This window comes from Gordonia sp. LMA167 (genome assembly GCF_058130025.1).
The window spans coordinates 25,290-47,967 of sequence record NZ_CM176708.1; the positions used below are offsets into that span (position 1 = coordinate 25,290).

Below are 22,678 nucleotides of genomic sequence, written 5' to 3' on the forward strand. Positions count from 1 at the left end.
GACGAGGTGAGTTCTCACCCCGGTGACGTCGGCGAGGGTACGATCCGAACGCCGACGATCCGAGGAGCCAGCATGCGCCGTGCCACCCGCTGCGTGACCGGCCACCGCTGCGCACAGTTCTGACGATGGCCGAGAAGGGACAACTCTCGGCCGTCATCCCGACGGGCTTCGACCGGCTGTTCCCGGAATCGGTGCGCCGACTCGACGACGACCCGGTCGGCCCGTTGTGGCGTGCCGCGCAGATCTTCCGGCTCGTCTCGTTCGGCTACGCGCTGGGCTTCCAGATCGTGGTCAACGCCGATCTCGCACGACCCGGCCTCACCTGGACGTTGTTCGGTCTGATGACCGCGGCCAACGTGTGGTGGGCAACCGGCTATCTGGTCGGGTTCGGCCGGCAGTGGTGGTTCGTGGCCTCGGAGGTCGCGGTGTCGGTGGTGCTGATGCTGTCGACGTCGTACGTCGCCGACACCGAGTGGGTGACGGCCAACCAGACCTGGCCGACCACGCTGTGGATGACCAATTGCGTGCTGTCGGCGGCATTGCTCGGCGGACCGCTCTGGGGCGTGGTGGCCGGTGCGGCGGTCGGGTTCACCAACTTCTACGTCAAAGGCGAGATCGTCTGGAACTTCGGCCGCAACGCCACCCTGCTGCTGTTGCTCATGACGGGTCTCGCGGTCGGTCTGGCGGCCTCCCGTGCCCGGATCACGCACCAGCGGATGAGCGCCGCGATCCGAGCCGCCGCCCACGCCGCAGAGCGCGAACGACTGGCCCGCGAGGTGCACGACGGTGTGCTGCAGGTACTCGCCCTGGTGGCGCGCCGTGGCGCCGAGATCGGCGGCGACACGGCCGAACTCGCCCGGCTCGCCGCCCAGCAGGAGCAGCGTCTGCGCCGCCTCATCGCCGACCAACCAACGGTCGCCGGTCTTGACACGGGTACGGACACTTCGGATCTCGCCTCCGCGCTACGGGCCCTCGCCGGTGACACCGTCTCGGTGAGCACCCCGCGCGACCCGGTTCTGCTGCCTGCCCCGACAGTCACGGAGATCGTGGCCGCGGTCGACAACATCCTGATCAACACGGTGCTGCACGCCGGAGACGGCGCACACAGCTTCGTCCTGCTCGAAGATCTCGACGACGCTGTGGTGATCAGCGTGCGCGACGACGGTGCCGGGATCGCGCCGGGCCGGGTCGAACAGGCCCGCGCGGAGAATCGGATGGGGATCGCCCGATCGATCGTCGGCCGCGTCGAAGACCTGGGCGGTCAGGCGCAGTTGCAATCGTCGCCCGGGTCGGGAACCGAGTGGGAGCTGACGATCCCGGTGCAGGAGGGGCGAATCCGATGACGACACCGGTGCGGGTGATGGTGGTCGACGACCACCCGATGTGGCGCGACGGCGTGGCCCGCGACCTGGCCGATGAGGGTTTCGACGTGGTCGCCACCGCCGACGGCGCACGATCGGCGGTGAGCCGCGCCGGCGCCGTGCAACCCGATGTGGTGCTGATGGACATGCAGATGCCCGACGGCAGCGGCGCGTCGGCCACCGCCGACCTGCTTGCGGTGTGCCCCGCGGCCCGCGTCCTGGTCTTGTCGGCATCCGATGAACGCGATGACGTCCTCGACGCCATCAAGGCGGGTGCAACCGGCTACCTGGTGAAGAGTGCGCAACGCTCCGAACTGGTGGCGGCGGTGCGCGCGACCGCTGACGGGCAGGCGGTGTTCACGCCGGGACTGGCCGGGCTCGTGTTGGGCGAGTACCGGCGCATCGCACGCTCGCCCGGGCCCGAGACCCCTGTGCTCACCGACCGTGAGACGCAGGTGCTGCGGGAGGTGGCGAAGGGTCTGTCGTCGCGGCAGATCGCCGATCGTCTCTCGATCAGCCCGCGCACCGTCGAAAACCATGTGGGTGCAACGCTTCGCAAACTTCAACTGGCCAACCGCGTCGAGCTGACCCGGTACGCCATCGAGCACGGCCTCGACACCGACTGAGCCGGTCCCGGACCGGCCCCCACGGCGCACTACCCAGCGGTTGTGCGTAGATCTACTCATGTCCTCGGGCGCCGGGAAACCGAAGCTGGAACCATGAACCCCACCTCCGGTCCCATCGACTCGCCCACCGACGTGCTCAACCGCCTCAGTACCGAATTCGCCGACATCACCCGACGCATGTCCACGGTGTCCGCCGACGTCGCAACCCTGCGCACGCTGCTGTCGAGCCCCGCGCCGCACGCCGCGGACGCGGGACAGTTCCGGCCCGCACCGGCAGCGATCGCCTCGCCGGTCGTGCCGCCCCCGATGGGCCCGCCACCCACCTTTCCGCCGCGGCCCCAGACACCACCCTGGCCGTCTCCGCCGCCCGTCCAGCAGCACCCGTACTCCCCGGGCGCGTATCGTCCCGGACCGTTTCCGCCGATGGCACCGATCCCGCCCCGTCCGCCGCTGTCGGAGCGGGTCGCAGCGGCCTCCGAACGCGGTCTGATCGGCAAGCTGCTCGCCGGGGTCGGGGTGGCCATCACCCTGATCGGGGTGGTGCTGTTGCTGGTCCTCGCCGCCGAGGCCGGCCTGCTGCGTCCCGAGGTCCGGGTGGCCGGCGGCGGCGTGCTGGCGACCGCACTGTTCGGTATCGGCGTCTACCTCGGCCGCCACCCCCAGAAGCGTTCCGGTGCTGCCGCATTGGTCGCAACCGGCGTGGCGACGGCGCTCTTCGACGTACTCGCCGCCACCGCGATCTACCAGTGGCTGCCGTCGTGGATGGCGGTGCTACTGGCCGGGTTGCTCGCCGGCGGCGGTCTTGTCGTCGCCCACCGCTGGAACAGTCAACCCCTCGCGTTGATGGTCGGCACCCCGATGGTGGCCTTCGCGCCCTTCCTCACCGACGGTCCCGGAGCACTGCTCGTCGCGTTCCTGCTGTCCTTCACGGCCGCAACCCTGTGGATCCAGGTCGGTCGCGACTGGACGGCGATGTACGCCGTCAACACGGCGGCCGGCACCCTGCCGCTGCTCTCCTACACCACACTGTTACCCGCCCCGGACCGCTGGTTCTTCGCCGTTGCGGCGTCGGTGAACCTGCTGCTCGCGCTCGTCTCGGCGCTGGTGTTGCTGCGCTCGTCGACTCGCCCGATGATCCTGGCGCTGGTGTCGGCGGCAGCCGTGCTGCCGATGATCGCCGTCGCGGAAACCGCGGATACGGTGGCGACGGGTCTGCTCGGCAGCGCCACCCTGGTGCTGACAGCGCTGGCCGTCGGCGGTGGCCGAATCCCGGCGTTGACGATTCAGATCCGGACCGTGTGGCTGGCCACGGCTGCGGTCACCGCGCTGGTGGCGCTCGGCTCGGTGCTCTCCGGCGCCGGACTCGCAGCCGGTACCGCCGGCATCGGCCTGGTGACCGCGGTGGCCGCCGGTGGCTCGACGCAGATGTCGCGGCCGCTGCGTGTCGTCGCCGCAGCGTTCACGGTGTTCGCGCTTCTGGCGATGCTCGCCGTCGGTGCGGTCGAGCAGCTGGTGGATGCCACCCTCGTCGACACCGACGACCAACTGATGTTGCTGATCGCCGCGATGATCGCGTTGGCCGCGGTGGCACAGCTGACCTGGTCGTGGGGCCGGACGCTGTCTGGTTCGAATCTGCATCTCCTCGTCACGGCCGGCGGCCTGATCGGCCTCGGTCTCATCACCCAGATCTGCGTTGCGCTCGGTGCGGTGATCAGCGGCGGTACCGTCGAGGGCTTCCGCGCCGGCCATGCCGCCGCCACGATCGTGTGGGTTGTCACGGGGGCCGCGGGGCTGTTGTGGACGCGTCGGCGCCGCGGCAGCGGCCGGGGTCTCACGCTGACGGTGAGCCTGGCGATCGTCGCCGCCGCCGTGGCCAAGCTGTTCCTCTTCGACCTGGCCGCGCTCGATGGCATGTTCCGGGTCATCGCGTTCATCGTCGTCGGTCTGCTGCTGCTCTCGCTGGGCGTCGCCTACGCGCAGTCACTCAGCTCGGCCGACGAGCGGGCGCGCACGGCCGCGCGCATGTAGTCCCGGTCCATCCGGTCGTCGGGGTGTGGGTCTCGATCATGAGCCCCGCGCCCCGGCGACCGGAGCGGGCTGTTGACAGGCATGATTGACCGCTGGTTGGACGTGCGGGGTGAACTCGATGCCCGTGCGGATACTGATCCCGGCGACGAGTCCGCCCGCGGCACAGCAGATGGCGGCGATGATCATCGCGGTCACGAATCCGTCGCCGAGCGCCTGACCCGGCCCGGTGTCGAGGCCGGCCACCACGGGCAACACGGCCACCGCCAGCAGTCCGGCGAACCGGGCCACCGCGTTGTTCACACCGGCCGCCGTTCCGGCTCGCGCAGGATCGACCGCGCCGAGCGCGGCCGCAGTCAGTGGTGCGACCGTGATCGTCATCCCCAGTCCGAAGACCGCCACCGCCGGCAGGACCGCAGTGGCATAGCCGGCACCGGGGACGATCCGAGCCATCAACCCCAGCCCCGTCGCCGCGATGAGGGGCCCGACGGTCATCGGCAGGCGAGGCCCGGTGACCTGTGCGAGCTTTCCCGACCAGGGCGAGCCGAAGAGCATGATGACCGTGCTCGGCAGCGTGGCCAGCCCGGCCTCGAGGGCCGAGTAACCCATGCTCTGCTGCAACTGGAGCGCCAGGAGGAACAACGCACCCCCCAGCGCCGCGTACACCAGCAGCGTGGTCACATTCGCACCGGTGAACTGGCCTGAGCGAAACAACCCCAGCGGCAGAAGCGGATTCGGCGCCCGGGACTCGATGACCACGAAGGCGACCAGCGCGCCGACACCGACCACCGCACAGACGATGATCCCAGCGTTCCATCCCCGCGAGGGACCCTCGATCAATGCATAGATCACTCCGCCGATACCCAATGTGACCGCGACGGTTCCGGCGATGTCCAGCCGGCCGGTGCCGGCGGGGTCACGCGATTCGACGACGTGCCGCAGCGCGATCCACATCGCACCGATGGCGAGCGGGACGCTGAGGAAGAAGACCCAGCGCCAGGAGACCGAGTCCACCAGCCAACCGCCGACGAACGGCCCCAATGCTGTGGTGGCACCGGACATTCCCGCCCACAGCCCGATGGCCCGTCCCCGGTCCTCGGCGGCGATGCCGCCGTCGATCAACGCCAGGCTGCTCGGCACCACAGCCGCCGCGCCGATCCCCTGCACGATCCGGGCAACGATGAGCCACTCGACGGAGGTGGCCAATCCGCACGCCATCGACGCGAGCGCGAAGAGACCGAGGCCGATCACGAACACCCGTCGGCGGCCGTAGCGATCGCCGGCGACGCCACCTGTCAGGAGCAGTGCGCTCAAGGTCAGCAGATAGCCGTCGAGCACCCATTGCTGGCCCTGCAAGCCGGTGTCGAGATCGCGTGCCATCGCGGGCAACGCGACGTTGACCACCGTGCTGTCGAGGAATGCGACGCCCGACCCCAGAACAGCGGCGGCGATCAGCCAGCGACCCGCGGGCGACGCGACTGCGACGCCCGCGTCGTCGCCGGCCGGGGCCGCCGCATCCTCGGTTGTCATCGGGTGGGCGCCTGCGGCCTCAGGCCTCGGGGATCTCGACGCCGTATTTCTCGCGCGTCATCACCTCGGGTTCGGGTCCACCACGCACACCGGTGTCCAATGCGTCGATCGCCGTGAGTTCGTCGGCATCGAGGGTGAAGTCGAAGACGTCGAAGTTCTCTGCGATGCGCGACGGGGTGACGGATTTCGGGATGACCTGACGTCCTTGGTCCAGATGCCAGCGCAACATGACCTGCGCCGGCGACTTGCTGTGCTCGGCGGCGATGTCGCTGATCACCGGGTCCTCCAGCGTCGAACCGTGCGAGCCGTCGCGGTAGAAGGTGATGCCCCCGATCGGCGACCACGCCTGGGAGATGATGCCGTGTTCGGCGTCGACGGCGAGCAGGTCGGACTGCCGGAAGTATGGGTGTACCTCGATCTGGTTGACCGCGGGGACGATCGAGGTCGCTTCGAGCAGGCGGGTCAGATGGTCGGGCATGAAGTTGCTGACGCCGATCGCGCGCACCTTGCCGTCGGCGAGCAGCTTCTCCAGCGCGCGGTAGGCGTCGATGGTCAGATCGAATTCACCGGGCAGCGCTTGATGCAGGATCAGCAGATCGATCTGTTCGACGCCGAGCTTGCCCGCGGATTTGTCGAAGGCATGCAACGTCGAGTCATAGCCGTAGTCGGTGATCCAGATCTTCGTCTCGAGGAAGACCTCGGACCGATCGAGACCCGACTTGGTGATCGCGGCGCCGACGCCGCTCTCGTTGAAGTACGCAGCGGCGGTGTCGATGTGCCGGTACCCGACGTCGAAGGCGGTCGACACGGCCGTGGCGGTCTCGTCCGGCGGGGTCTGGTACACCCCGAATCCGAGTGCGGGCATCTCAACGCCGTTGTTCAGGGTCAGTGTCGGAATGGTCATGGCCCCACCGTAGGCCGCAACCACTGCGGGTGGGAGGGAATGCTGGGCCACGGACTGTTGGTACCACCCTGATCCGCGGACGTGACCGGCAATGTTGCACTCGGAGCGGCGCCCGAACCCTGGGAACCGAAGCGCTGGCGAAGCCGTCCCCAATCCCTGAAGAGGCCCGTCGATGCGAGCGGAGTGTCAACCGATCTCTGAGGAGACTCGAAGCGCTAGCGGAGCCGCCCCCGATCCCTGAGGAACGGAGCGATAGCGGAGTGTCAACCGACCCCTGAGGAACGGAGCGACAGCGGAGTGTCAACCGATCCCTGAGGAACGGAGCGATAGCGGAGTGTCACGAAGGGCGGCCCTTCGTGACGCTCGCACGCTCGCTCCTCAGGGACCGGGTGGTCACCAACGCACGCTCGCTCCTCAGGGACCGGGTGGTCACCAACGCACGCTCGCTCCTCAGGGACCGGGTGGTCACCAACGCACGACCGCTCCTCACCGGGATCGAGGCGGGGAGACTCGCGACCGCCCCCTTCGGATCAGTGCTCGCCGGCGGCTATCGCGTGCGAACGACCGGTGCTCTCGACGGCGATCTTCCGCGGCTTCGCTCTCTCTGCGAGTGGGATCGTCACGGTCAGCACCCCGTTGTCGTAGTTGGCGCTGATCCTGGTCGCGTCGATGCCGTCGCCGAGTGTCAACTGGCGGCGGTAGGTTCCGGAGAACCGCTCACTTGTCAGCCACTGCACGCCCTCGTCGGACGGCGCGGTGCGTTGCGCCGACAACGTGAGCACCCCGCTGTCGACGTCGACATCGATGGAGCCGGGATCGGCCCCGGGCAGATCCGCGACGAGCATGTAGTGGTCGTCCACCTTGTAGAGATCCAACGGCATGAAACGCGGGGTTCGTTGGGTCCCGGCCAGTGAACCGGTCATCAATCCACGAGCAAGAGTGTCAACATCGCTGAAGGGATCGAACCGAAGCACAGCAACTCACCTCCTGAATCCTGCTCCCCGCCAACCGTTGACGGGGAAACTCATCGCTGTACACACACCAAGATAGCGCTACCGAGCCCAGAGTGCTAGCACTCCGGCAACGAGAGTGCTAAATGTTTGAACATCGCGATCTCGGGTAGTTCTCAACCGAGCGAAGGAGGCCCATCGTGACCACACCTGAGGACGACGCCACCGAGGTGGTGTGGCCGGACCCCTCCCCCTTGGCGGGATGGTGGACCACCGTGATGACACCGGAACCAGACAAATCACCCGAATCCGAACGTGGAGAACCGGACCCGCCCCCACCCGTGCGGGGTGCGGCATGATGCACACCGAGCAGACCGAATCCGACATTCTCGAATTCGCGAAACGGTGGGCCCGTTACGGCGGTGGGCCGCCCGGAGAGATCCGTGACCGTTTTCGGATGTCCGAGCCGGAGTTCTTCCGCTCCGTCCTGCAGCTCATCGATGGCCCAGGCCGAGGTGCGTACGCGGAATCGACCAGACGCAGGATCAGACATGTTGCCCAGCAGCGACTCTGGCTTCGGCGCGCCGGCCAGACATGAGACCGCTGGGCGCATTCCAGGACCGGTCACAGATCCCGATACGGCAGGGTGAGCCCGCTCGAGCGCCCCGCCGACATCGATCTACAACGCCTGTCGCCAGATACACGTCGCACGCCACATGTATCTGGCGACAGGCGTTGTGGACGGATGTCGGCGAGCGCGGGAGCCGCGACGAGGCGTCAGGCCGCCTCCATTGTCTCGGTCAACCAGTCCCCACTCACCGCTCGACAATGCTCGCTTCGAAGACCCGACTACCGGGTACCGCTCCCGTCTCGATCAGTTCGATGAGCATCTGCGCGGCCGCAGCCGCCTGTTCCTCGCGGCGAGTATCCACGCCGGTCAGCCCGGACAAGCGCGCGACCATCCCCTCCGCGGTCACCACCTCGACATCCGCGCCGGCATCGGCAATGGCCGAAACACAACCGATGGCAATGGAATCCAGGGGCGCGTAGATGCCGTCGACGCCCGGGTGAGCAGCGAGCAACCGGCGGGTGGCGTCGGCCGCCGACGGCGTGCGACCCGCACTGGTGTCGATGACCTCCACGATGGGCGTCACGCCGATGTCGGCGCACAGCGCTCGGTAGGCGTCGAGTGTGCCGACCATCATCTGCCGCCGGCTGTCGTCCACAAGCAACGCGGGACGACCCCGTTTGTTGCGTGTGAAGTGGTCGAACACGAGAGACACAGCACTCGACCGGTCCAGTGACACCGAAGCCACCGCGGACCCGTCCGCCACGCCACCGATCACGACGACGGGGATCGCACGGGCGTGCAGCGTGGTCAACAGATCGCCTTCCGGGTCCGGATCGATCAGCAGCACACCGTCGACCGACACCTCACTGATCCAGGTCCGCTGATCCGATGGCGGCATGAGAACCAGGGCATACCCCTGCCGCAAGGCCTCCGTCGCACCGGCAAAAGCAGTACGCATGTACCAGTCGAAACGACTGTCCCGATCGGGCGACTGGTCGGCCTCCAGTGCCGTGACCAATCCGATCGTCTTGCCGCTGCCGGTCCGCAGGGCCCTGGCGCGCGGGTTCGCCGAGTAGCCGAGGTCGGCGGCGATGTCCTTGATCCGTTCGCGGGTGCGGTTGTCGAGCCGGCCCTTGTCGTTGAGGGCATGCGACACCGTCGTCACCGAGACACCCGCCGCCGTTGCGACGTCTCTGATCGTCGGTCGACTCACGCCTCTCCTATCCACCGCATGCCTTGTATGTACGCGAAACCGCTGTGAAAAACGATTTTGCAACGCAAGTGTAAAGCGAGTTCACGTGACCGTAACGCTCGGGAGGCATTCTGGACCGCGTTGCTAAAACGTTTTTGCGCATCTCTGCGGTGGGCGGACAGGAGTGGCATGACGATGACGACCGCGTACATCAACGCGACGGTGTTCCCCGTGCACGAACCGGGAGCAGATCCGTTTCGCGGTTACCTCGAGACGAAGGCCGGGGTCATCACGGCTGTCGGCGTCGGCGACCATCCCGGTGGCGCACGCGTCGTCGATCTCGACGGGGCACTGGTGCTGCCCGGCTTCGTCTCCGCGCACAGTCACCTCTGGCAGAGCGCATTCCGTGGTCTCGCCGACGGATGTGGCACCTTCGCCTGGATCGAACGACTGCACAAGCGATTCGGTCCGCTGTTGACCGACGGTGACATGTACGCGTTCACCGCCTTCGGTCACGACGAGTTGCTGCGCAACGGGATCACGACCGTCTGCAACCACACCCACGACTTCGGCGGCGGACCCGACGAACAATGGCAGGCCGCACTCGACTCACCGCAGCACACCGTCTACTCCTTCTCGTCGACGCGGTCCGCGTCGCCGGCCGAACGCCTCTCCGACATCGAGAAGTTCGCCGCACTCGCCGCCGACACCCGCGATGCGATGTTCGGGCTGTCGGTGAACACCACGGGGCTCATGGCTGTCACGGACATGCGGGCCGAGGCCGACCTGCTGCGCGACCTCGGCTTCGGCCAGCACGCGCACCTTCTGGAGGACCCCGGCGTCGCAGCCGACCAGCAGGCGAGTTGGGACGACCTCGTCTCTGCCGGGCGCGTCGACCACAACACGATCCTCGCGCACTTCATCCACACCACGGACAAGATCCGTTCCGATGCAGCGCGACTCGGTGTGTCGATGGTGTGGAATCCGCTGTCCAACGGCCGACTCGGGTCCGGAATCCCCGACATCGCCGGCTATCTCGCCGACGGAATCCGAGTGGGCCTCGGCGTCGACGGCCAGGCGAGCGCCGACGTCGCCGACCCGTTCCAGAACATGCGCACCGGGCTCTACCTGGTGCGGGCCTTCGCGCAGTCGGCTTCAGTCATGAGTGCCCGGGACATCCTGCGGCTGCACACCATCGGCAGTGCCCAGGTCCTCGGGGTCGACGACCGGGTCGGCAGTCTCGAGGTGGGCAAACGCGCCGACTTCGTGGCACTGAAACCGGCACATCCGGTGCGCGACGCCGACCCAACCGACCTGTGGGCGCTGGCGGTGTTGTCGTTGTCGGCCAGTGACATCACCGGCGTGTACGTCGATGGCACCCGCGTGAGCTGCGGTGTCCACGAACGCAACCCGGATCTCGTACACGACGTCGGCGACCGCGTCGCCCGCCTCTACCAGAACATCTGAGAAGGGAAACCATGTCCATCACGAACACCGATCTCACCGGGATCGCAGCACTGTCTGCTGCACTCGGGGGCATCGACCACACGGCAGAGCCGCGCAAGGTGAAGCTCAAGAGCCGCGACCGCTTCGCGCAGAGTCCCGTACTGCGTGAAGTCCTCAAGGGCAAGACCGGCGACATCTACATCACGCCGCGCACGAAAGACGAACTGCGGCAGACCGTTGCCGCGTGCGCCCGCCACCGGGTACCGATCACGATCCGCGGCGCCGGCAGCGGACAGTTCGGTCAAGGTGTGCCGCTGACGGGCGGGGCCATCATCGATGTCACCTCCATCAGCGGCGTGGTCGCCGCGCGGCCGGGTACCGTCCGCGCGCTCACCGGCACCGTCATCGCCGACATCGACACCGAGATACGGCCCACGGGTTGGGAACTGCGCCACCATCCGTCGACCGCACGACACGCCACGATCGGTGGTTACATCGCCGGCGGACATGCGGGAATCGGAAGCTGTCAGTGGGGAATCCTACGAGACCGCGGGAACATCACCGCGGTGGAGATCATGACGGTGGAAGACGAGCCACGACTCATCGAGCTGACCGGCGCCGATGTGAACACCGTTCATCATGCGTACGGCGCGAACGGCATCATCACCGAGGTCGAGATGCCGACGGCACCCGCGTGGAACTGGCGCGAGGCGATCATCACGTTCGCGACATTCGCTGCTGCCGTGCGGTTCTCTATCGACATCTGCGAGAGCGACGGGATGCTCAAGAAGTTGGTCTCCCCGCACGCCCATCCCCTTCCGACGTATCTGCCGAAGATCGCCGATCACGTCCCCGACGGTGATGCAGCCGTTCTGCTCATGGTCGCCGATCACAACATGCCGAACGTCGTCGACCTCGCCCAGATGTGTGACGGCACCATCCGGTACGAGTGCGCCGAGGGCGAGGGCAGCTACGGCGCACCCCTGTACGAGTTCACCTGGGGCCACTCGATGCTGCACTACCAGCGACACAACAAGAAGTTGATCGGCCTCCTCGCGCTCTACCCCCATCGCGATCTCTACGAATCCATCGTGCGGATCGCCGACGACTTCGCCGACGTCGGTCCCATCCATCTCGAGATGAAACGCATCGACGGCGGTCTGTCGGCGCAGGGTTCACCCGTCTTCGAGTTCGAGAACCAGGAACAGATGGCCGAGATGACCCGGCGCCTCGAGGAGGCCGGCCTGGTCATCGCCAACACGCACACCCCGACTCTCAAATCGAGTGGGATGAAACCGTGGACCGACAACGAGTCCCGTTTCAAACGCGAGGTCGATCCCTACGGACTCCTGGCTCAGGGCAAGTCGGATGACGAACGCACCGACGACGTCCACGCCTCGACCGTCCTGCCCAGCAGTGGATGGTCCTATCGACTCACCGATACCTCTCGTCTGTCCACCTCAGGAGATCACCGATGACCACGCCATCCGCCCGTCCGATGGACCGTCGCGGCTTTCTGCGTCTGCTCGGCATGACCGGCGCCGTCGTCGCCGGCGGCGCCACGCTGGCCGCCTGCAGCGGATCATCCAATGCCGCATCGACCTTCGGGGTCACCCAGAATGGCACGAAGTACGGTTCGGTGCCGATGCAGCTGGGCTGGATCAAGAACGCCAACTTCGCCGGGGAGTATTTCGCCGAGGAGCGCGGGTACTACTCACAGGCCGGCATGGAGGTGTCGCTGATCGCCGGCGGTGCCGCGGCCACCGGCGTCGAGGCCGGCATCGACACCGGAAAGGTGTGGGTCGGCACGTCCACACCGCAGAATGCCGGTGCAGCGGTGGCCAAAGGTGTCCCCGTCAAGATCGTCGGCGCCACCATGCAAACCAGCCCGAACTGCATTCTCTCGCCGGCGAGCGCGCCCATCACCTCTCCCGCCGGCCTGGTCGGCAAGAAGGTGGGTGTCGCCGACCACAACGTGCCGATCTTCACTGCGTTGCTGAAGGCCAACAACATCGACACCTCGTCGGTCAAGGTGGTTCCGGTGCAGTACGATCCGTCACCACTGGCCAACGGCGAGATCGACGCACTCTCGGCGTTCACCACGAATGAGCCGATCACTCTGGCAGCCAAGGGATTACAGACGAGCTACTTCATGTACAAGGATCATGGCCTCGACATCGCGGCGCAGACGTTCGTGGTGCCGGTGTCGGCGATCGAGAATCAGCGGGACATGGTCAAGGCGTTTCTGAGCGCCGAGATCAAGGGGTGGCGCGACGCCATCGCCGATCCCGCGCAGGGAGCCGCCTACGCGGTGAGCAAGTACGGCGCGGACCAGAAACTCGATCTCGACACACAGACCAAGCTGCTGCAGGCAATGGTCCCGCTCGTCAGCACGCCGCAGACGTCGGCCAACGGACTGTTCCTCCTGACCGACGAGCAGATCGCCGCGAACATCTCCTCCCTCGGCCGCGCCGGCATCTCGTCGTCGGCCGACGACCTGTTCGACATGTCCGTGCTCGCCGAACTCTATTCCGCCGACCCCACCCTCATCTGACATGACTGACACCAGTTCCGCAGCACAGCTGCAGACCTCGTCCGGCATCGAATTGTCCGGGCTCCGAATGGAGTTTGGGACCCGACGATCCACGGTCACCGCGCTGGCCGGTATCGATGTCGCCACGCAGGCCGGATCGTTCACGTCCCTGGTCGGCCCGTCGGGATGCGGCAAATCGACCGTGCTGCGCATCCTCGCCGGACTGGAGAACCCGACATCGGGCGACGTGACGGTGCACGGCCACACCCCCGACGAGATCCGAGGGGCCGGTCGACTCGGTATCGCATTCCAGGACTCGGCCCTGCTGCCCTGGCGGAGTGTCGCCGCCAACATTCGTATGCCTCTGCAGATCGCGGGCGCGAAACCCGACAAGGGGGTGGTCGACGACCTCATCGAGCTCGTCGGACTGCAGGGATTCGCCGACGCCAAACCCGCTCACCTGTCCGGTGGGATGCGCCAACGCGTGTCGATCGCCCGTGCGCTCGTGAACCAGCCGCAGATCCTGCTGCTCGACGAACCGTTCGGCGCGCTCGACGACATGACCCGGCAACGGTTGAATCTCGAGTTGCAGCGCATCTGGACCGAACGGCCGGCCACGACTCTGATGGTCACACATGGGATCTCCGAGGCGGTGTTCCTGTCGGACACCGTGGTGGTGATGAGTGCCCGGCCGGGTCGTGTCGTCGCGACCCTGCCGATCGACCTGCCCCGACCGCGCACCGTCGAGATGATGCGCAGCAACGAATTCCATGCCTACTGCGACGAGATCTCCGCGCTGCTGTTCGACACGCATTCCGTCGAGGTGGCGTCATGACGGCCGTGACGGTGGCGAACCGCACCGCCCTCCCTCGTCCGATGGCAGTGCGCTTGTCGGTGCGGTGGTCCGGGATCACCGGTCTGGTGGCGGTCATCGCGTTGTGGTGGGTCGCCTCGGCGACCGTCTTCGCGGCGGCCGGAACCGTGCCGAGTCCGGGTGCGGTCGCATCATCGATGCTTGCCGACGGGTGGTCACTGTACGGGCCGAATGTCGGGGTCACGGCGATGTCGGCGCTGCAGGGCTTCGTCTGGGGGACATCGCTCGCCGTCGCGACCGCACTGGTCGTCACGCTCGTGCCGGCGCTCGAGGTGATCGCCACCCAGGTGTCGATCATCAGCTATTGCACACCGCTGCTCGCCCTCGGCCCGCTCGTCCTCGTGGTGTTCGGCGGCTCCACTCCGTCGGTGTTCCTGGCCGCCATCTCGGTGTACTTCACGACGATGATCGGCACGCTGAACGGGATCAAGTCCGCCGACCGGCAGTCGCTGGAACTCGTGACCGCCTATGGCGGTGGACGATTGGCTCGGCTCTGGCGGGTGCAGATCGTCTCCGCGCTCCCCTTCCTGTTCGCGACGCTGAAGATCGCCGCCCCAGCGGCCGTGTTGGGTGCGATCCTGGGTGAGTATCTCGGCGGCGTGGACACGGGTATCGGGGTGGCGCTCACCGCTGCACAAGGCTCGTTCGAGATCGCCCGCACCTGGGGGATGGCGGTCGCCGCGGGACTGCTCGCCGGGGTCGGCTACGCCGCGTTCGCCGGCGCGGAGAGGATTCTGACGCGGCTGCTGGGAATCGAGTTGGCGAGCGCTGCCACCTCGCCGCCGACCACCGCCGGTGGCCATGCCGCCGTGCGCTTCGTCGGCCAGATCATCACCGCGACCCTCGTCGTGTTGGTGATCTGGTCCGGCTTTCTGGCGCTGTTCCCGCAGGTCAGCGGGCGCGTCGGACGCACACCGGCCGATGTCGCCGCATATCTGTCGGATACGGCGAACTCGTCGGTGCTGGCATCGAATCTGACGACCACCCTGCTCGACTCGGCCGTCGGGTTCACCGCCGGCATGGTTGCCGCCGGCCTGGTCGCCGGGCTCTTCCTGCTCCTGCCAACAGTGCGGCACACCGTCATGCCGGTGGCGACTCTGCTGCGAGCCGTGCCGCTGGTGGCACTCGCACCACTGGTCGTCCTGGTGTTCGGTCGAGGCACGGCCACCGTCGCGGTACTGGGCGGCATCGTGGTGTTCTTCCCCGCGCTGGTCATCATCGCGACCGGCCTCGCGTCCGCGCCACCGGCCGCCATCGACCTGGCGAAGGCCTTGGGTGCGTCGCGATCGCAACAACTGCGCATGGCGTCGGTGCCGGCGGCTGTGCCGTCGATCTTCGTCGCCGCACGGATGTCAGTGCCGGCATCGCTCGTCGGCGCGTTGATCGCGGAGTGGCTCGGCACCGGCGAAGGTCTGGGTTCCTCGATGATCAAGGCGATCCCGGCATTCGACTACGACCAGTTGTGGGCGTCGATCGCGGCGGTCATCGCCGTCAGCGTCGTCGCCTACGCCCTGGTCGGGGCCGCCGAGCAGATCGCCGCGAAACGAATGCGAGGGTGATTGCCGCTCGATCGTCCGCCGACATCGATTTACAAGGCCTGTCGCCAGATACACGTTGCACGCCACATGTATCTGGCGACAGGCCTTGTGGACGGATGTCGGCGGGCGCCGATACCGCGACGAGCGTCAGACGGCTTCCCACGCGAAGCCGTCCGGGTCGACGAACGGACCCGCGTCAGCGCCGATGACGAGTCGATGTGCTCCGCTGCCGTCGGGGTCGACCCCGGCGTCCTTGGCCGCGGCCTTGCGGCCGTACAGCGCGAGCTTCACCGAGCCGGGGTCACTGGCGAACTCGACGTACTTGCGGCCGAAGCTCTTTGCCACGTCCAGACCGTGTTCGGTGTAGAACTTCTTGCTCTCCACGATGTCGGAGGTGCCGATCAGGAGCACGACGTCGTCGATCTGGCGCGCTGGGGCACCGGTGTCCTTCTTGCTCGATGACGCGATCTTCCACAACGCACCGTCGGGGGCCTGGATGACGCCACCGTATCCCCAGAACGACTTCTTCGCGGGTTTGATCTCGGTGGCACCGGCGTCGAGTGCCGGTGCGATCAACGAGTCCACGACGCCGGGGTCGGCGGCGACCAGGGATAGGACGAAACCGCGGAATCCGGAGGTGGGCTCTGCACCGGCACGCAGACGCAACCGGTCGCCGATGCCGAAGGCCTTGTCGTAGAAGACCTGTGCGGCCGCAATGTCGGGAACTTCGAGGGTGATGTGAGCTATTGATGTCATGCCCATGACGCTATTCCGGGGCGCACCCTCGACGCTTCTCGATTCCTGACCGATGCTCGCTCAGGTCGTACGCCCGGTCCGCAGGTCGCCGATCACCGTCACCGACGCGCCCACCGCGGCCGCGGCCGCGAAGACCAGCCACAGCGGTCCGACGGTCAGCAGAAACGCGCCGAGTAGCGCGCCGAGGAAGATCGCCAGGATGGCCAGCAATCGGCGGTTGGCGAACGTCGCCCAGCTCGGACGTGCCCACAGCTCGATCGCCCAGACCGTGATGGTCGACGTCACGACCACGGTGGTGACGTCGGTGACCCCGACCTTGCGCGCGGCGGCCGCCTGCATACCCATGGCGGCGGCGGTCATCATCGCGGCGGTGATCTGGATTCCGGGAGTCGGATGGATCAGGCCCACCAGAGCCGCAGCCGCGGCGACCAGCAGGTACGACGATAGCAGCACCGCGGTCACCCACCTGCTCCAGCCGCTGGTGTGGGCGCGCAGGCTCACCCCGCCGATGCCGGCCCCGACGACGAAGGTGGCCAACGCCAGCACGGGACCGAGCACGGGCAGCCCGTCGGCCCCGGCGGCACCCATGCCGAGGACCACGACGTTGCCGGTCATGTTCCCGACGAAGACCCGATCGAGTCCGAGATAGCCTCCGGCGTCGACGATTCCGGTGACAAAGGTGAGCGCCAGCATCAAGCCGAGATGCAGCGAGGCGTCATCGCGACGCGCAACCCGTGCGGGCGCAGCAGTCTTCGCGGCGCCGGTGGTCTCCCCGGTGCCGGTGGTCTCCCCGGTGCCGGTGGTCTCCCCGGTGCCGGTGGTCTCCCCGGTGCCGGTGGTCTCGGTGCTCACCGGGCCACCGCCTCCGCGACGAGCGCGACCTCGACCGGCGCACCGTCCGGCAGCGCATAGACTCCGACGGCGCTGCGGGCGGGGAGTTGCCCGTCGGCGAGAAGACCGGCGAGTGCTCCCGTCGCACCATCGGCCACCGCCGACAGGCGGGTGAAGTCCGGCGCGCACGCCACGTACACGGTCATCTCCAGGCATGTGAGGCCCTCGCCGGGAGTGACCTTCGAGCGCGCGGCGGCCACCGCATTGGTGGCCGCGAGCGCGGCCGCGTCGCGCGCCTCGTCGACGCCGACGTCCGCCCCCACCCTGCCCACCACCGTGAGCTCACCGCCGCGGCGGGGTGTCATGCCCGCCGTCCGGATGGTCGCTCCCGATCGGGTCGCCGGGATGTAGTTCCCGCGCGGAACCGGTACGGCGATCGACGTGCTCTCATTCGAGGCCAAGTGCCACCCCCTCCTGTCGTGGGTCACTGCCGCCGAGCAGGAATCCGCGAGGGTCGCGGGAGATGACCTGCGCGCTGCCCCCGGCCGACTCCGCCTCGAGAACCGCGACGTCGTGGCCGCGCTCGGCGAGGGCCGAGCGCACTGCCGGTGCCATCGTGTTCTCCACACGCAACGCGTGCCGCGCGCCGATCACATTCGCGTCGGAGCCCGGGAACACCGTGAATCGCGGTGCCGCGACCGCCTCCTGCGGATCGAGGCCATGGTCGAGCAGATGGGAGATCACCTGCATGTTCCACTGCACCTGGCCGTCGCCGCCGGGAGTGTTGCCGACGGCCAGCAGTTCGCCCTGTTCGTCGGTCGCGACCCAGGCATTGAGCGTGTGCAGTGGCTTGCGCCGGGGGCGGATCTCGTTCGGATGCCCGTCGATGAGATACGCGCCGCGGCCGAGTCGGTTGTTCAGCACGATGCCGGTGCCGGGGACACTGAACTTGGCGCCGAAGGTGAAGGCCAGGGAGTGGATGAAGCTGACCGATCGGCCCTCGTCGTCGACCACCACGAGGGACGTCGTGTCACCGCCGGACACCGCGAATTCGGTTGATGCCGTGATCCTTCCGGCCAACGAGGCGCGCTGCGACCGCACCCGGTCGGGGTCGAGGATCGTTGCGGCACCGTCGTTGTCGGACCCGCAGAGCGCAAATCGGTCCTCGAAGGCCATTCGCGCCGCCCGGGCCAGCCGGTCGACGGCTTCGGCACCGAGCCATGGCGTCATTCCGACGTCACCGTCACAGAGTCCGGCCTGGTGCAGCACCATCCAGCCCGCCGAGGGTACCGGCGTCTGGTGGATGACCGCCCCGGCATACCGCGCGCTGATCGCCGGCTCGGGGTGCACGTCTGCGCCGGCCTGCCATTCGTCGCCGGAGAACGGTGCCCCGGCCGCGACCAGGGCCTCGACGCATCGCTGCGCGAGGTCCCCCGAGTACATCGACAGTGGGTCGTCGGCGAGCGCGCGGATGGTCGCCGCGAGTTCGGGCTGAGGGCGGCGATCACCGATCAACGGCACCTGCCCGTCGTCGGTGAACACCGACCGCAACAGCGGGTCGTCGCGGATCGCCCGAATCGCATCGGCCACATCGTCACGGGTTTTCGCCGAGCATGGGATGCCGCGTTCGGCCAGCCGGGCCGGGCCGGCCCACAACTCGGACAGGGACCGGGTGCCGCCGCCGGCATGCAGCGCGGCCAGCGCCGCGGGCGCGCCGGGCACCGCGACCGCCAGCGCGCCGTCCAGCGGAATCGCCGACAGCCCGCGCTCGCGGTAGAAGTCGGGTGTTCCGCCGTCGGGTCCGTAACCGCTGCCGTTGACCGTCCAGATCCGACCGTCGGGTTCGCGCACCACCGCGAAGACGTCGCCGCCGATACCGCACTGCCCCGGCAGGGTGAGCCACGTGGTGGCCGCCGCCGCGAGCGCCGCATCGACGGCGTTGCCGCCGGCGGCGAGCACCGCGAGTCCCGCGGCGCTCGCCAGCGGATGGCTGGTGGCGACCATTCCCCGCGAGGCGATGGTCGGCGGTCGGGATCGCCCGGTCATGCCTGGCGGGCCTTGCGTCGCCGGGGCCCCTCGGGTGGCTCCGCCGGGTCGATGCCGACGAAGATCTCACCGTCTCGTTCCTCGCAGGGATAGGTCTTGATCGGCTCGGTGGCCGGCGGGCAGATCGGCTCACCCGTGGCGAGGTCGAATGCGCTTCCGTGACAGGAACATCCGATACCGTCCTGGACGAGCTTGCCCGAGGACAACAGACAGTCCATATGTGAGCAGTAGTTGGACGTCGCGTACGCCTTGCCGTCGAGACGCGAGATCGCGAACTCGTACTCGTCGGCATAGAACCGGCGGACGATGCCCTCGGTGACCTGGCCCGAGCGGGCAACTCGTCTGAATTCCATGGTGATACCTCGTGTCTGTCGTCGATGTCATCCGACCCGCGGGTCAGTCGACGGGGGTCAGGTAGACGGTCTTCTCGGATTGGTAGAACGCCATCATCGACGGTCCGGCCTGCTCCTTGGAGATCTGTGTGCTCGATGCCTTGTAACCACCGAACGGTGCGTTCATCGCCATGCCGGTCGTCGGCTGGTTGATCTTCACCAGCCCGGTGCGGGATGCGTCGGCAAACGACATGGCCCGACTCAGATCACCCGTGATGATCGCGGCACTCATGCCGAACCGTGTGTCGTTGGCGGTGCGGATGGCGTCGTCGAGATCCCGCACCCGCTGGAAGGCCAGCACCGGACCGAAGATCTCCTCGCGCACGATGCGCATATCGGGCGTGGTCTCGGTGAACACCACCGGTGCGGCGAAATAGCCGTCCGACTCCGGCCGCGCCACGTCGACGACGCGCGCGGTCGCGCCCTCTGCCGTACCGATCTCGACATAGTCCTGATACTTCCGCAGTTGTGCCTGACTCGCCAGGGGGCCCATGGTGACACCGTCGTCGCTCCCGGAGCCGAGTACGAGTTCACCCGCCTTGGCGAGGACCGCCGACACCAGTGCGTCGTGGATCTCGTCGACGACCACCACCCGGCTCGTGCCGGTGCACGCCTGTCCCGACAACCCGAACGCACCCTTGACGATTGATGCGGCCGCGAAGTCGATGTCGGCGTCGGCCAACACGACCGTGGGGTTCTTGCCACCCATCTCCAACTGGACTCGTCGGTGGGGGCCGATCCCGGCGTGGATGGCGGCCCCGGCATCGGTGGAGCCGGTGAAGGTCACCGCCGCGACCCGCTCGTCGGTGACCACCGCGGCGCCCGCCGTCGCACCACCGTGGATCAACGCGATCGCCTGTGCGGGCAGCCCGCCGGCGAGGAGTGCCTCGACTAGTCGCTGCCCCATCAGCGGGGTGATCTCGGAAGGCTTGAACAGCACCACATTTCCGGCTGCGAGTGCCGGACCGAGTTTACGGGACGGGATGTTGAGGGGAAAGTTCCACGGGGTGATGGCCCCGACCACGCCGACCGGCTCGCGGGCGGTGTACACGAGGGTCTTGCCGGCCGTCGGATAGGTGGCCCCACCCGACCGCAACGCCTCGCCGGCGTAGAAGCGCAGGTTCATCGGTGTCCGGCCGACCTCGGTGGTCGCCTCGGCGCGGGTCTTGCCCTCTTCGCGAAGCAGTTCGGCGATCAGTTCTGCGGCATGGGATTCGAGGTGGTCGGCGGCGCGCTCGAGGATCGCGGCACGGCGCTCCGGTGGTGTGGCGGCCCACTCGGGGGCCGCCTTCTCCAGCGCGTCCACCGCGGCGCCGACGTCGCGTGCTGACGACTCGGGGAATGTCCCGACCACATCGGTCGGATCGGCGGGGTTGATGCTCGTGAACGTCTGTCCCGTCTCGGAGGCTACCCATGCGCCATCGACGAGGTTGGCGCCCTTGACCCCGGTCATGTTGTCGGTCATGTCAGCTCACCATCTCTTCGCCCAGTTCCCACAGGTCCAGGTCCTCGTCGGCCAGTGATCTCTCGTCCATGCGACGGCCGATGAGTTCCCGGGCCGCCATGATGTCTTCGCCGCGGTCGACGGCGAACGCGCCGTCGAGCACCCCATCGCGCAGATAGAACGCGGTGAACTCGTTGTCGGCGACGTCGCCGCGGATCACCAATGTGTCCGCGTCCGCCGTGTTGCCGGCGAACTGCAGGTTCATCCCGTACTGATCCGACCACAGCCAGTGCGGGCCGTCCTCGACGACGTGGTCGCCCAGAATGGATCGCGCCACGGCAGCGGCCTGCCGGTTGGCGTTGTCGAAGTGTTCGACCCGCACGTGTTCGCCGGCACGCTCCGAGTACCGGCTCGCGACGTCGCCGGCCGCGTAGATCCCGGGCACCGACGTCCGACCCACCGCGTCCACGACGATGCCGTCCGCCACCGCGAGTCCGGCGGTGCGCGCGAGTTCGGTGTTCGGTTCGATCCCGATCCCGACGATCACGTCGTCGACCTCGATCGTCTGTCCGTCGGACAGGGTCATGCGCACGCCCGACGATCCCTCCTCGATCCCGGCCAGGGCCACGCCGCACCGCAAGTCCACTCCGTTGGCGCGGTGCAGATCTGTGCAGTAGGTCGCCATCTGCGCACCGAGGCGGTCGGTGAGGATCGTGGAGGCACGCTCGACGACGGTCACCTCGACACCGAGTCCCGCTGCGGTGGCGGCGATCTCGAGGCCGATGAATCCGCCGCCGACGATGGCGATGCGTGCGCCGGCGGCGAGCCGGGGACGCAACCGGTTGGCGTCGTCGATGGTGCGGAGGTGGTGGATGCGATCGGATCCGTCGCCGACGCCGGGGAGCCGCCGAGGGCGTCCGCCGGTCGCGAGGACGATGACGTCGGCGCTCAGCGATGTCCCGTCGGCGCCGGCCAGCGTTCGGTCGTGTGGGTCGATGCTGTCCACGCGCATCCCGGTCCGGATGTCGATCTCGTTGTTCGCCAGCCATTTCGGTGCCAACAGCGCGAGCGGCTCGACCGCCCCGTCCCCGGTGAGGAACTCTTTCGACAGCGGTGGGCGCTGGTACGGCAGATGCGGCTCGTCGCCGACGATCGTGATGGTGCCGTCGAAGCCGCGCCGGCGCAGGGTTCGGGCGGTGACCGCGGCCACCTGACCGCCACCCACGATGGCAACGCTCTGAATCCTCATGAGATCTTCCTCTGCTCGCCGCCGGCGGCGGCCCGCGGTGCGGTCAGGTTCACGTAGATGGTGTCGCCGTCGAGGCGGACGTCGTAGGTCGGCTGGCAGATGTCCTGGTCGGCTTCATAGCCGTCCTCCAGATCGAACTGCCATTGATGGCCGGGGCAGATCACCCGGCCGTGCAGGATCGTGCCCTTGGCCAGGGAACGATCCTGGTGCACACACAGATCGGCGAAGGCATAGATCCGCTCACCGGCCGCGAACAGTGCGATCGCGGTGTCGCCGATCTCCACGCGGAGTTTGCGCCGCCGACGGAGTTCACGTGTGGTTGCCGCGGGCAGCCATCCGTCCTCGGGCACACCGACCGCATCGGTGGAATCGCTGGCCATCTCACTCACTTTCTTCCAAGTCACCTCGCC

Annotated in this window: 22 protein-coding genes; 10 read left to right on the plus strand and 12 right to left on the minus strand. The window is 67.8% G+C overall.

What is annotated here, in order from left to right:
• The first annotated feature begins 125 nt into the window (after positions 1–125).
• The 3 genes from macS (at position 126) to ACVT6V_RS00140 (ending at position 4,015) form a co-directional block, all read left to right on the plus strand.
• Entirely contained in the window at positions 126–1,343 is a 1,218-nt protein-coding gene (gene macS / locus ACVT6V_RS00130) for a MacS family sensor histidine kinase (protein ID WP_489897809.1), read from the plus strand.
• Entirely contained in the window at positions 1,340–1,987 is a 648-nt protein-coding gene (locus tag ACVT6V_RS00135) for a response regulator (RefSeq protein ID WP_489897810.1), read from the plus strand. Before macS ends, ACVT6V_RS00135 begins: the two co-directional genes overlap by 4 nt.
• 93 nt (positions 1,988–2,080) lie before the next feature.
• Complete coding sequence (locus ACVT6V_RS00140) at positions 2,081–4,015, plus strand: DUF2339 domain-containing protein (protein ID WP_489897811.1); 1,935 nt, start codon at positions 2,081–2,083, stop codon at positions 4,013–4,015.
• A 36-nt stretch (positions 4,016–4,051) separates the two neighbouring features.
• Here the strand turns inward: ACVT6V_RS00140 and ACVT6V_RS00145 are convergent, their stop codons facing one another.
• The 3 genes from ACVT6V_RS00145 to ACVT6V_RS00155 all read right to left on the minus strand — a co-directional run bounded on the left by ACVT6V_RS00145 (position 4,052) and on the right by ACVT6V_RS00155 (position 7,420).
• Positions 4,052–5,542, minus strand: a complete 1,491-nt coding sequence (locus tag ACVT6V_RS00145; RefSeq protein ID WP_489897812.1) for a DHA2 family efflux MFS transporter permease subunit — start codon at positions 5,540–5,542, stop codon at positions 4,052–4,054.
• A gap of 19 nt (positions 5,543–5,561) precedes the next feature.
• Positions 5,562–6,446: an aldo/keto reductase gene (locus ACVT6V_RS00150; protein ID WP_489897813.1), complete on the minus strand. Its 885-nt coding sequence runs from the start codon at positions 6,444–6,446 to the stop codon at positions 5,562–5,564.
• 530 nt (positions 6,447–6,976) lie between these two features.
• Positions 6,977–7,420 carry an Hsp20/alpha crystallin family protein gene (locus ACVT6V_RS00155; protein ID WP_489897814.1) on the minus strand — a complete coding sequence of 148 codons (444 nt, stop codon included), beginning with the start codon at positions 7,418–7,420 and terminating at the stop codon, positions 6,977–6,979.
• Positions 7,421–7,596: 176 nt separating this feature from the next.
• Here ACVT6V_RS00155 and ACVT6V_RS00160 point away from each other — a divergent pair, with 176 nt between their 5' ends.
• Positions 7,597–7,755, plus strand: a complete 159-nt coding sequence (locus ACVT6V_RS00160) for a hypothetical protein (protein ID WP_489897815.1) — start codon at positions 7,597–7,599, stop codon at positions 7,753–7,755.
• Complete coding sequence (locus ACVT6V_RS00165) at positions 7,755–7,994, plus strand: DUF3263 domain-containing protein (protein WP_489901071.1); 240 nt, start codon at positions 7,755–7,757, stop codon at positions 7,992–7,994. The genes ACVT6V_RS00160 and ACVT6V_RS00165 overlap by 1 nt, the downstream gene beginning before the upstream one ends.
• Positions 7,995–8,211: 217 nt before the next feature.
• On the opposite strand, the gene ACVT6V_RS00170 is transcribed toward ACVT6V_RS00165, so the two are convergent.
• Entirely contained in the window at positions 8,212–9,180 is a 969-nt protein-coding gene (locus ACVT6V_RS00170; protein ID WP_489897816.1) for a LacI family DNA-binding transcriptional regulator, read from the minus strand.
• A 168-nt stretch (positions 9,181–9,348) separates the two neighbouring features.
• Between ACVT6V_RS00170 and ACVT6V_RS00175 the strand changes: the two genes are divergently transcribed.
• Genes ACVT6V_RS00175 through ACVT6V_RS00195 form a run of 5 tightly spaced genes read left to right on the plus strand, consistent with a single transcriptional unit; the run spans position 9,349 to position 15,571 of the window.
• Positions 9,349–10,626, plus strand: coding sequence for an amidohydrolase family protein (locus tag ACVT6V_RS00175; RefSeq protein WP_489897817.1), 1,278 nt, complete (start codon positions 9,349–9,351; stop codon positions 10,624–10,626).
• An 11-nt stretch (positions 10,627–10,637) separates the two neighbouring features.
• A complete protein-coding gene (locus tag ACVT6V_RS00180; RefSeq protein ID WP_489897818.1) occupies positions 10,638–12,083 on the plus strand; it encodes an FAD-binding oxidoreductase in 1,446 nt (481 codons plus the stop codon).
• Entirely contained in the window at positions 12,080–13,159 is a 1,080-nt protein-coding gene (locus ACVT6V_RS00185) for an ABC transporter substrate-binding protein (protein WP_489897819.1), read from the plus strand. Before ACVT6V_RS00180 ends, ACVT6V_RS00185 begins: the two co-directional genes overlap by 4 nt.
• A 1-nt stretch (position 13,160) precedes the next feature.
• On the plus strand, positions 13,161–13,973 hold the full coding sequence (locus tag ACVT6V_RS00190; RefSeq protein ID WP_489897820.1) for an ABC transporter ATP-binding protein: 813 nt from the start codon (positions 13,161–13,163) through the stop codon (positions 13,971–13,973).
• Complete coding sequence (locus tag ACVT6V_RS00195) at positions 13,970–15,571, plus strand: ABC transporter permease (protein WP_489897821.1); 1,602 nt, start codon at positions 13,970–13,972, stop codon at positions 15,569–15,571. The genes ACVT6V_RS00190 and ACVT6V_RS00195 overlap by 4 nt, the downstream gene beginning before the upstream one ends.
• Positions 15,572–15,697: 126 nt before the next feature.
• Here the strand turns inward: ACVT6V_RS00195 and ACVT6V_RS00200 are convergent, their stop codons facing one another.
• From ACVT6V_RS00200 to ACVT6V_RS00235, 8 genes are read right to left on the minus strand one after another with little or no spacing between them, the layout of a single operon-like run.
• Complete coding sequence (locus tag ACVT6V_RS00200; protein ID WP_489897822.1) at positions 15,698–16,306, minus strand: VOC family protein; 609 nt, start codon at positions 16,304–16,306, stop codon at positions 15,698–15,700.
• 60 nt (positions 16,307–16,366) lie between these two features.
• Positions 16,367–17,158 carry a DUF1275 family protein gene (locus tag ACVT6V_RS00205; RefSeq protein WP_489897823.1) on the minus strand — a complete coding sequence of 264 codons (792 nt, stop codon included), beginning with the start codon at positions 17,156–17,158 and terminating at the stop codon, positions 16,367–16,369.
• Positions 17,155–17,598 carry a RidA family protein gene (locus tag ACVT6V_RS00210; RefSeq protein ID WP_489897824.1) on the minus strand — a complete coding sequence of 148 codons (444 nt, stop codon included), beginning with the start codon at positions 17,596–17,598 and terminating at the stop codon, positions 17,155–17,157. Before ACVT6V_RS00210 ends, ACVT6V_RS00205 begins: the two co-directional genes overlap by 4 nt.
• A complete protein-coding gene (locus ACVT6V_RS00215) occupies positions 17,585–19,183 on the minus strand; it encodes a gamma-glutamyltransferase (protein ID WP_489897825.1) in 1,599 nt (532 codons plus the stop codon). Before ACVT6V_RS00215 ends, ACVT6V_RS00210 begins: the two co-directional genes overlap by 14 nt.
• Positions 19,180–19,536 carry a Rieske (2Fe-2S) protein gene (locus ACVT6V_RS00220; protein ID WP_489897826.1) on the minus strand — a complete coding sequence of 119 codons (357 nt, stop codon included), beginning with the start codon at positions 19,534–19,536 and terminating at the stop codon, positions 19,180–19,182. The genes ACVT6V_RS00215 and ACVT6V_RS00220 overlap by 4 nt, the downstream gene beginning before the upstream one ends.
• A gap of 43 nt (positions 19,537–19,579) precedes the next feature.
• Positions 19,580–21,040 (minus strand): aldehyde dehydrogenase family protein, encoded by a 1,461-nt coding sequence (locus tag ACVT6V_RS00225; RefSeq protein WP_489897827.1) that lies wholly within the window; start codon positions 21,038–21,040, stop codon positions 19,580–19,582.
• 1 nt (position 21,041) lies between these two features.
• Positions 21,042–22,268, minus strand: coding sequence for an NAD(P)/FAD-dependent oxidoreductase (locus tag ACVT6V_RS00230; RefSeq protein ID WP_489897828.1), 1,227 nt, complete (start codon positions 22,266–22,268; stop codon positions 21,042–21,044).
• Positions 22,265–22,648: a Rieske (2Fe-2S) protein gene (locus ACVT6V_RS00235; protein ID WP_489897829.1), complete on the minus strand. Its 384-nt coding sequence runs from the start codon at positions 22,646–22,648 to the stop codon at positions 22,265–22,267. The genes ACVT6V_RS00230 and ACVT6V_RS00235 overlap by 4 nt, the downstream gene beginning before the upstream one ends.
• Positions 22,649–22,678 lie beyond the last annotated feature (30 nt).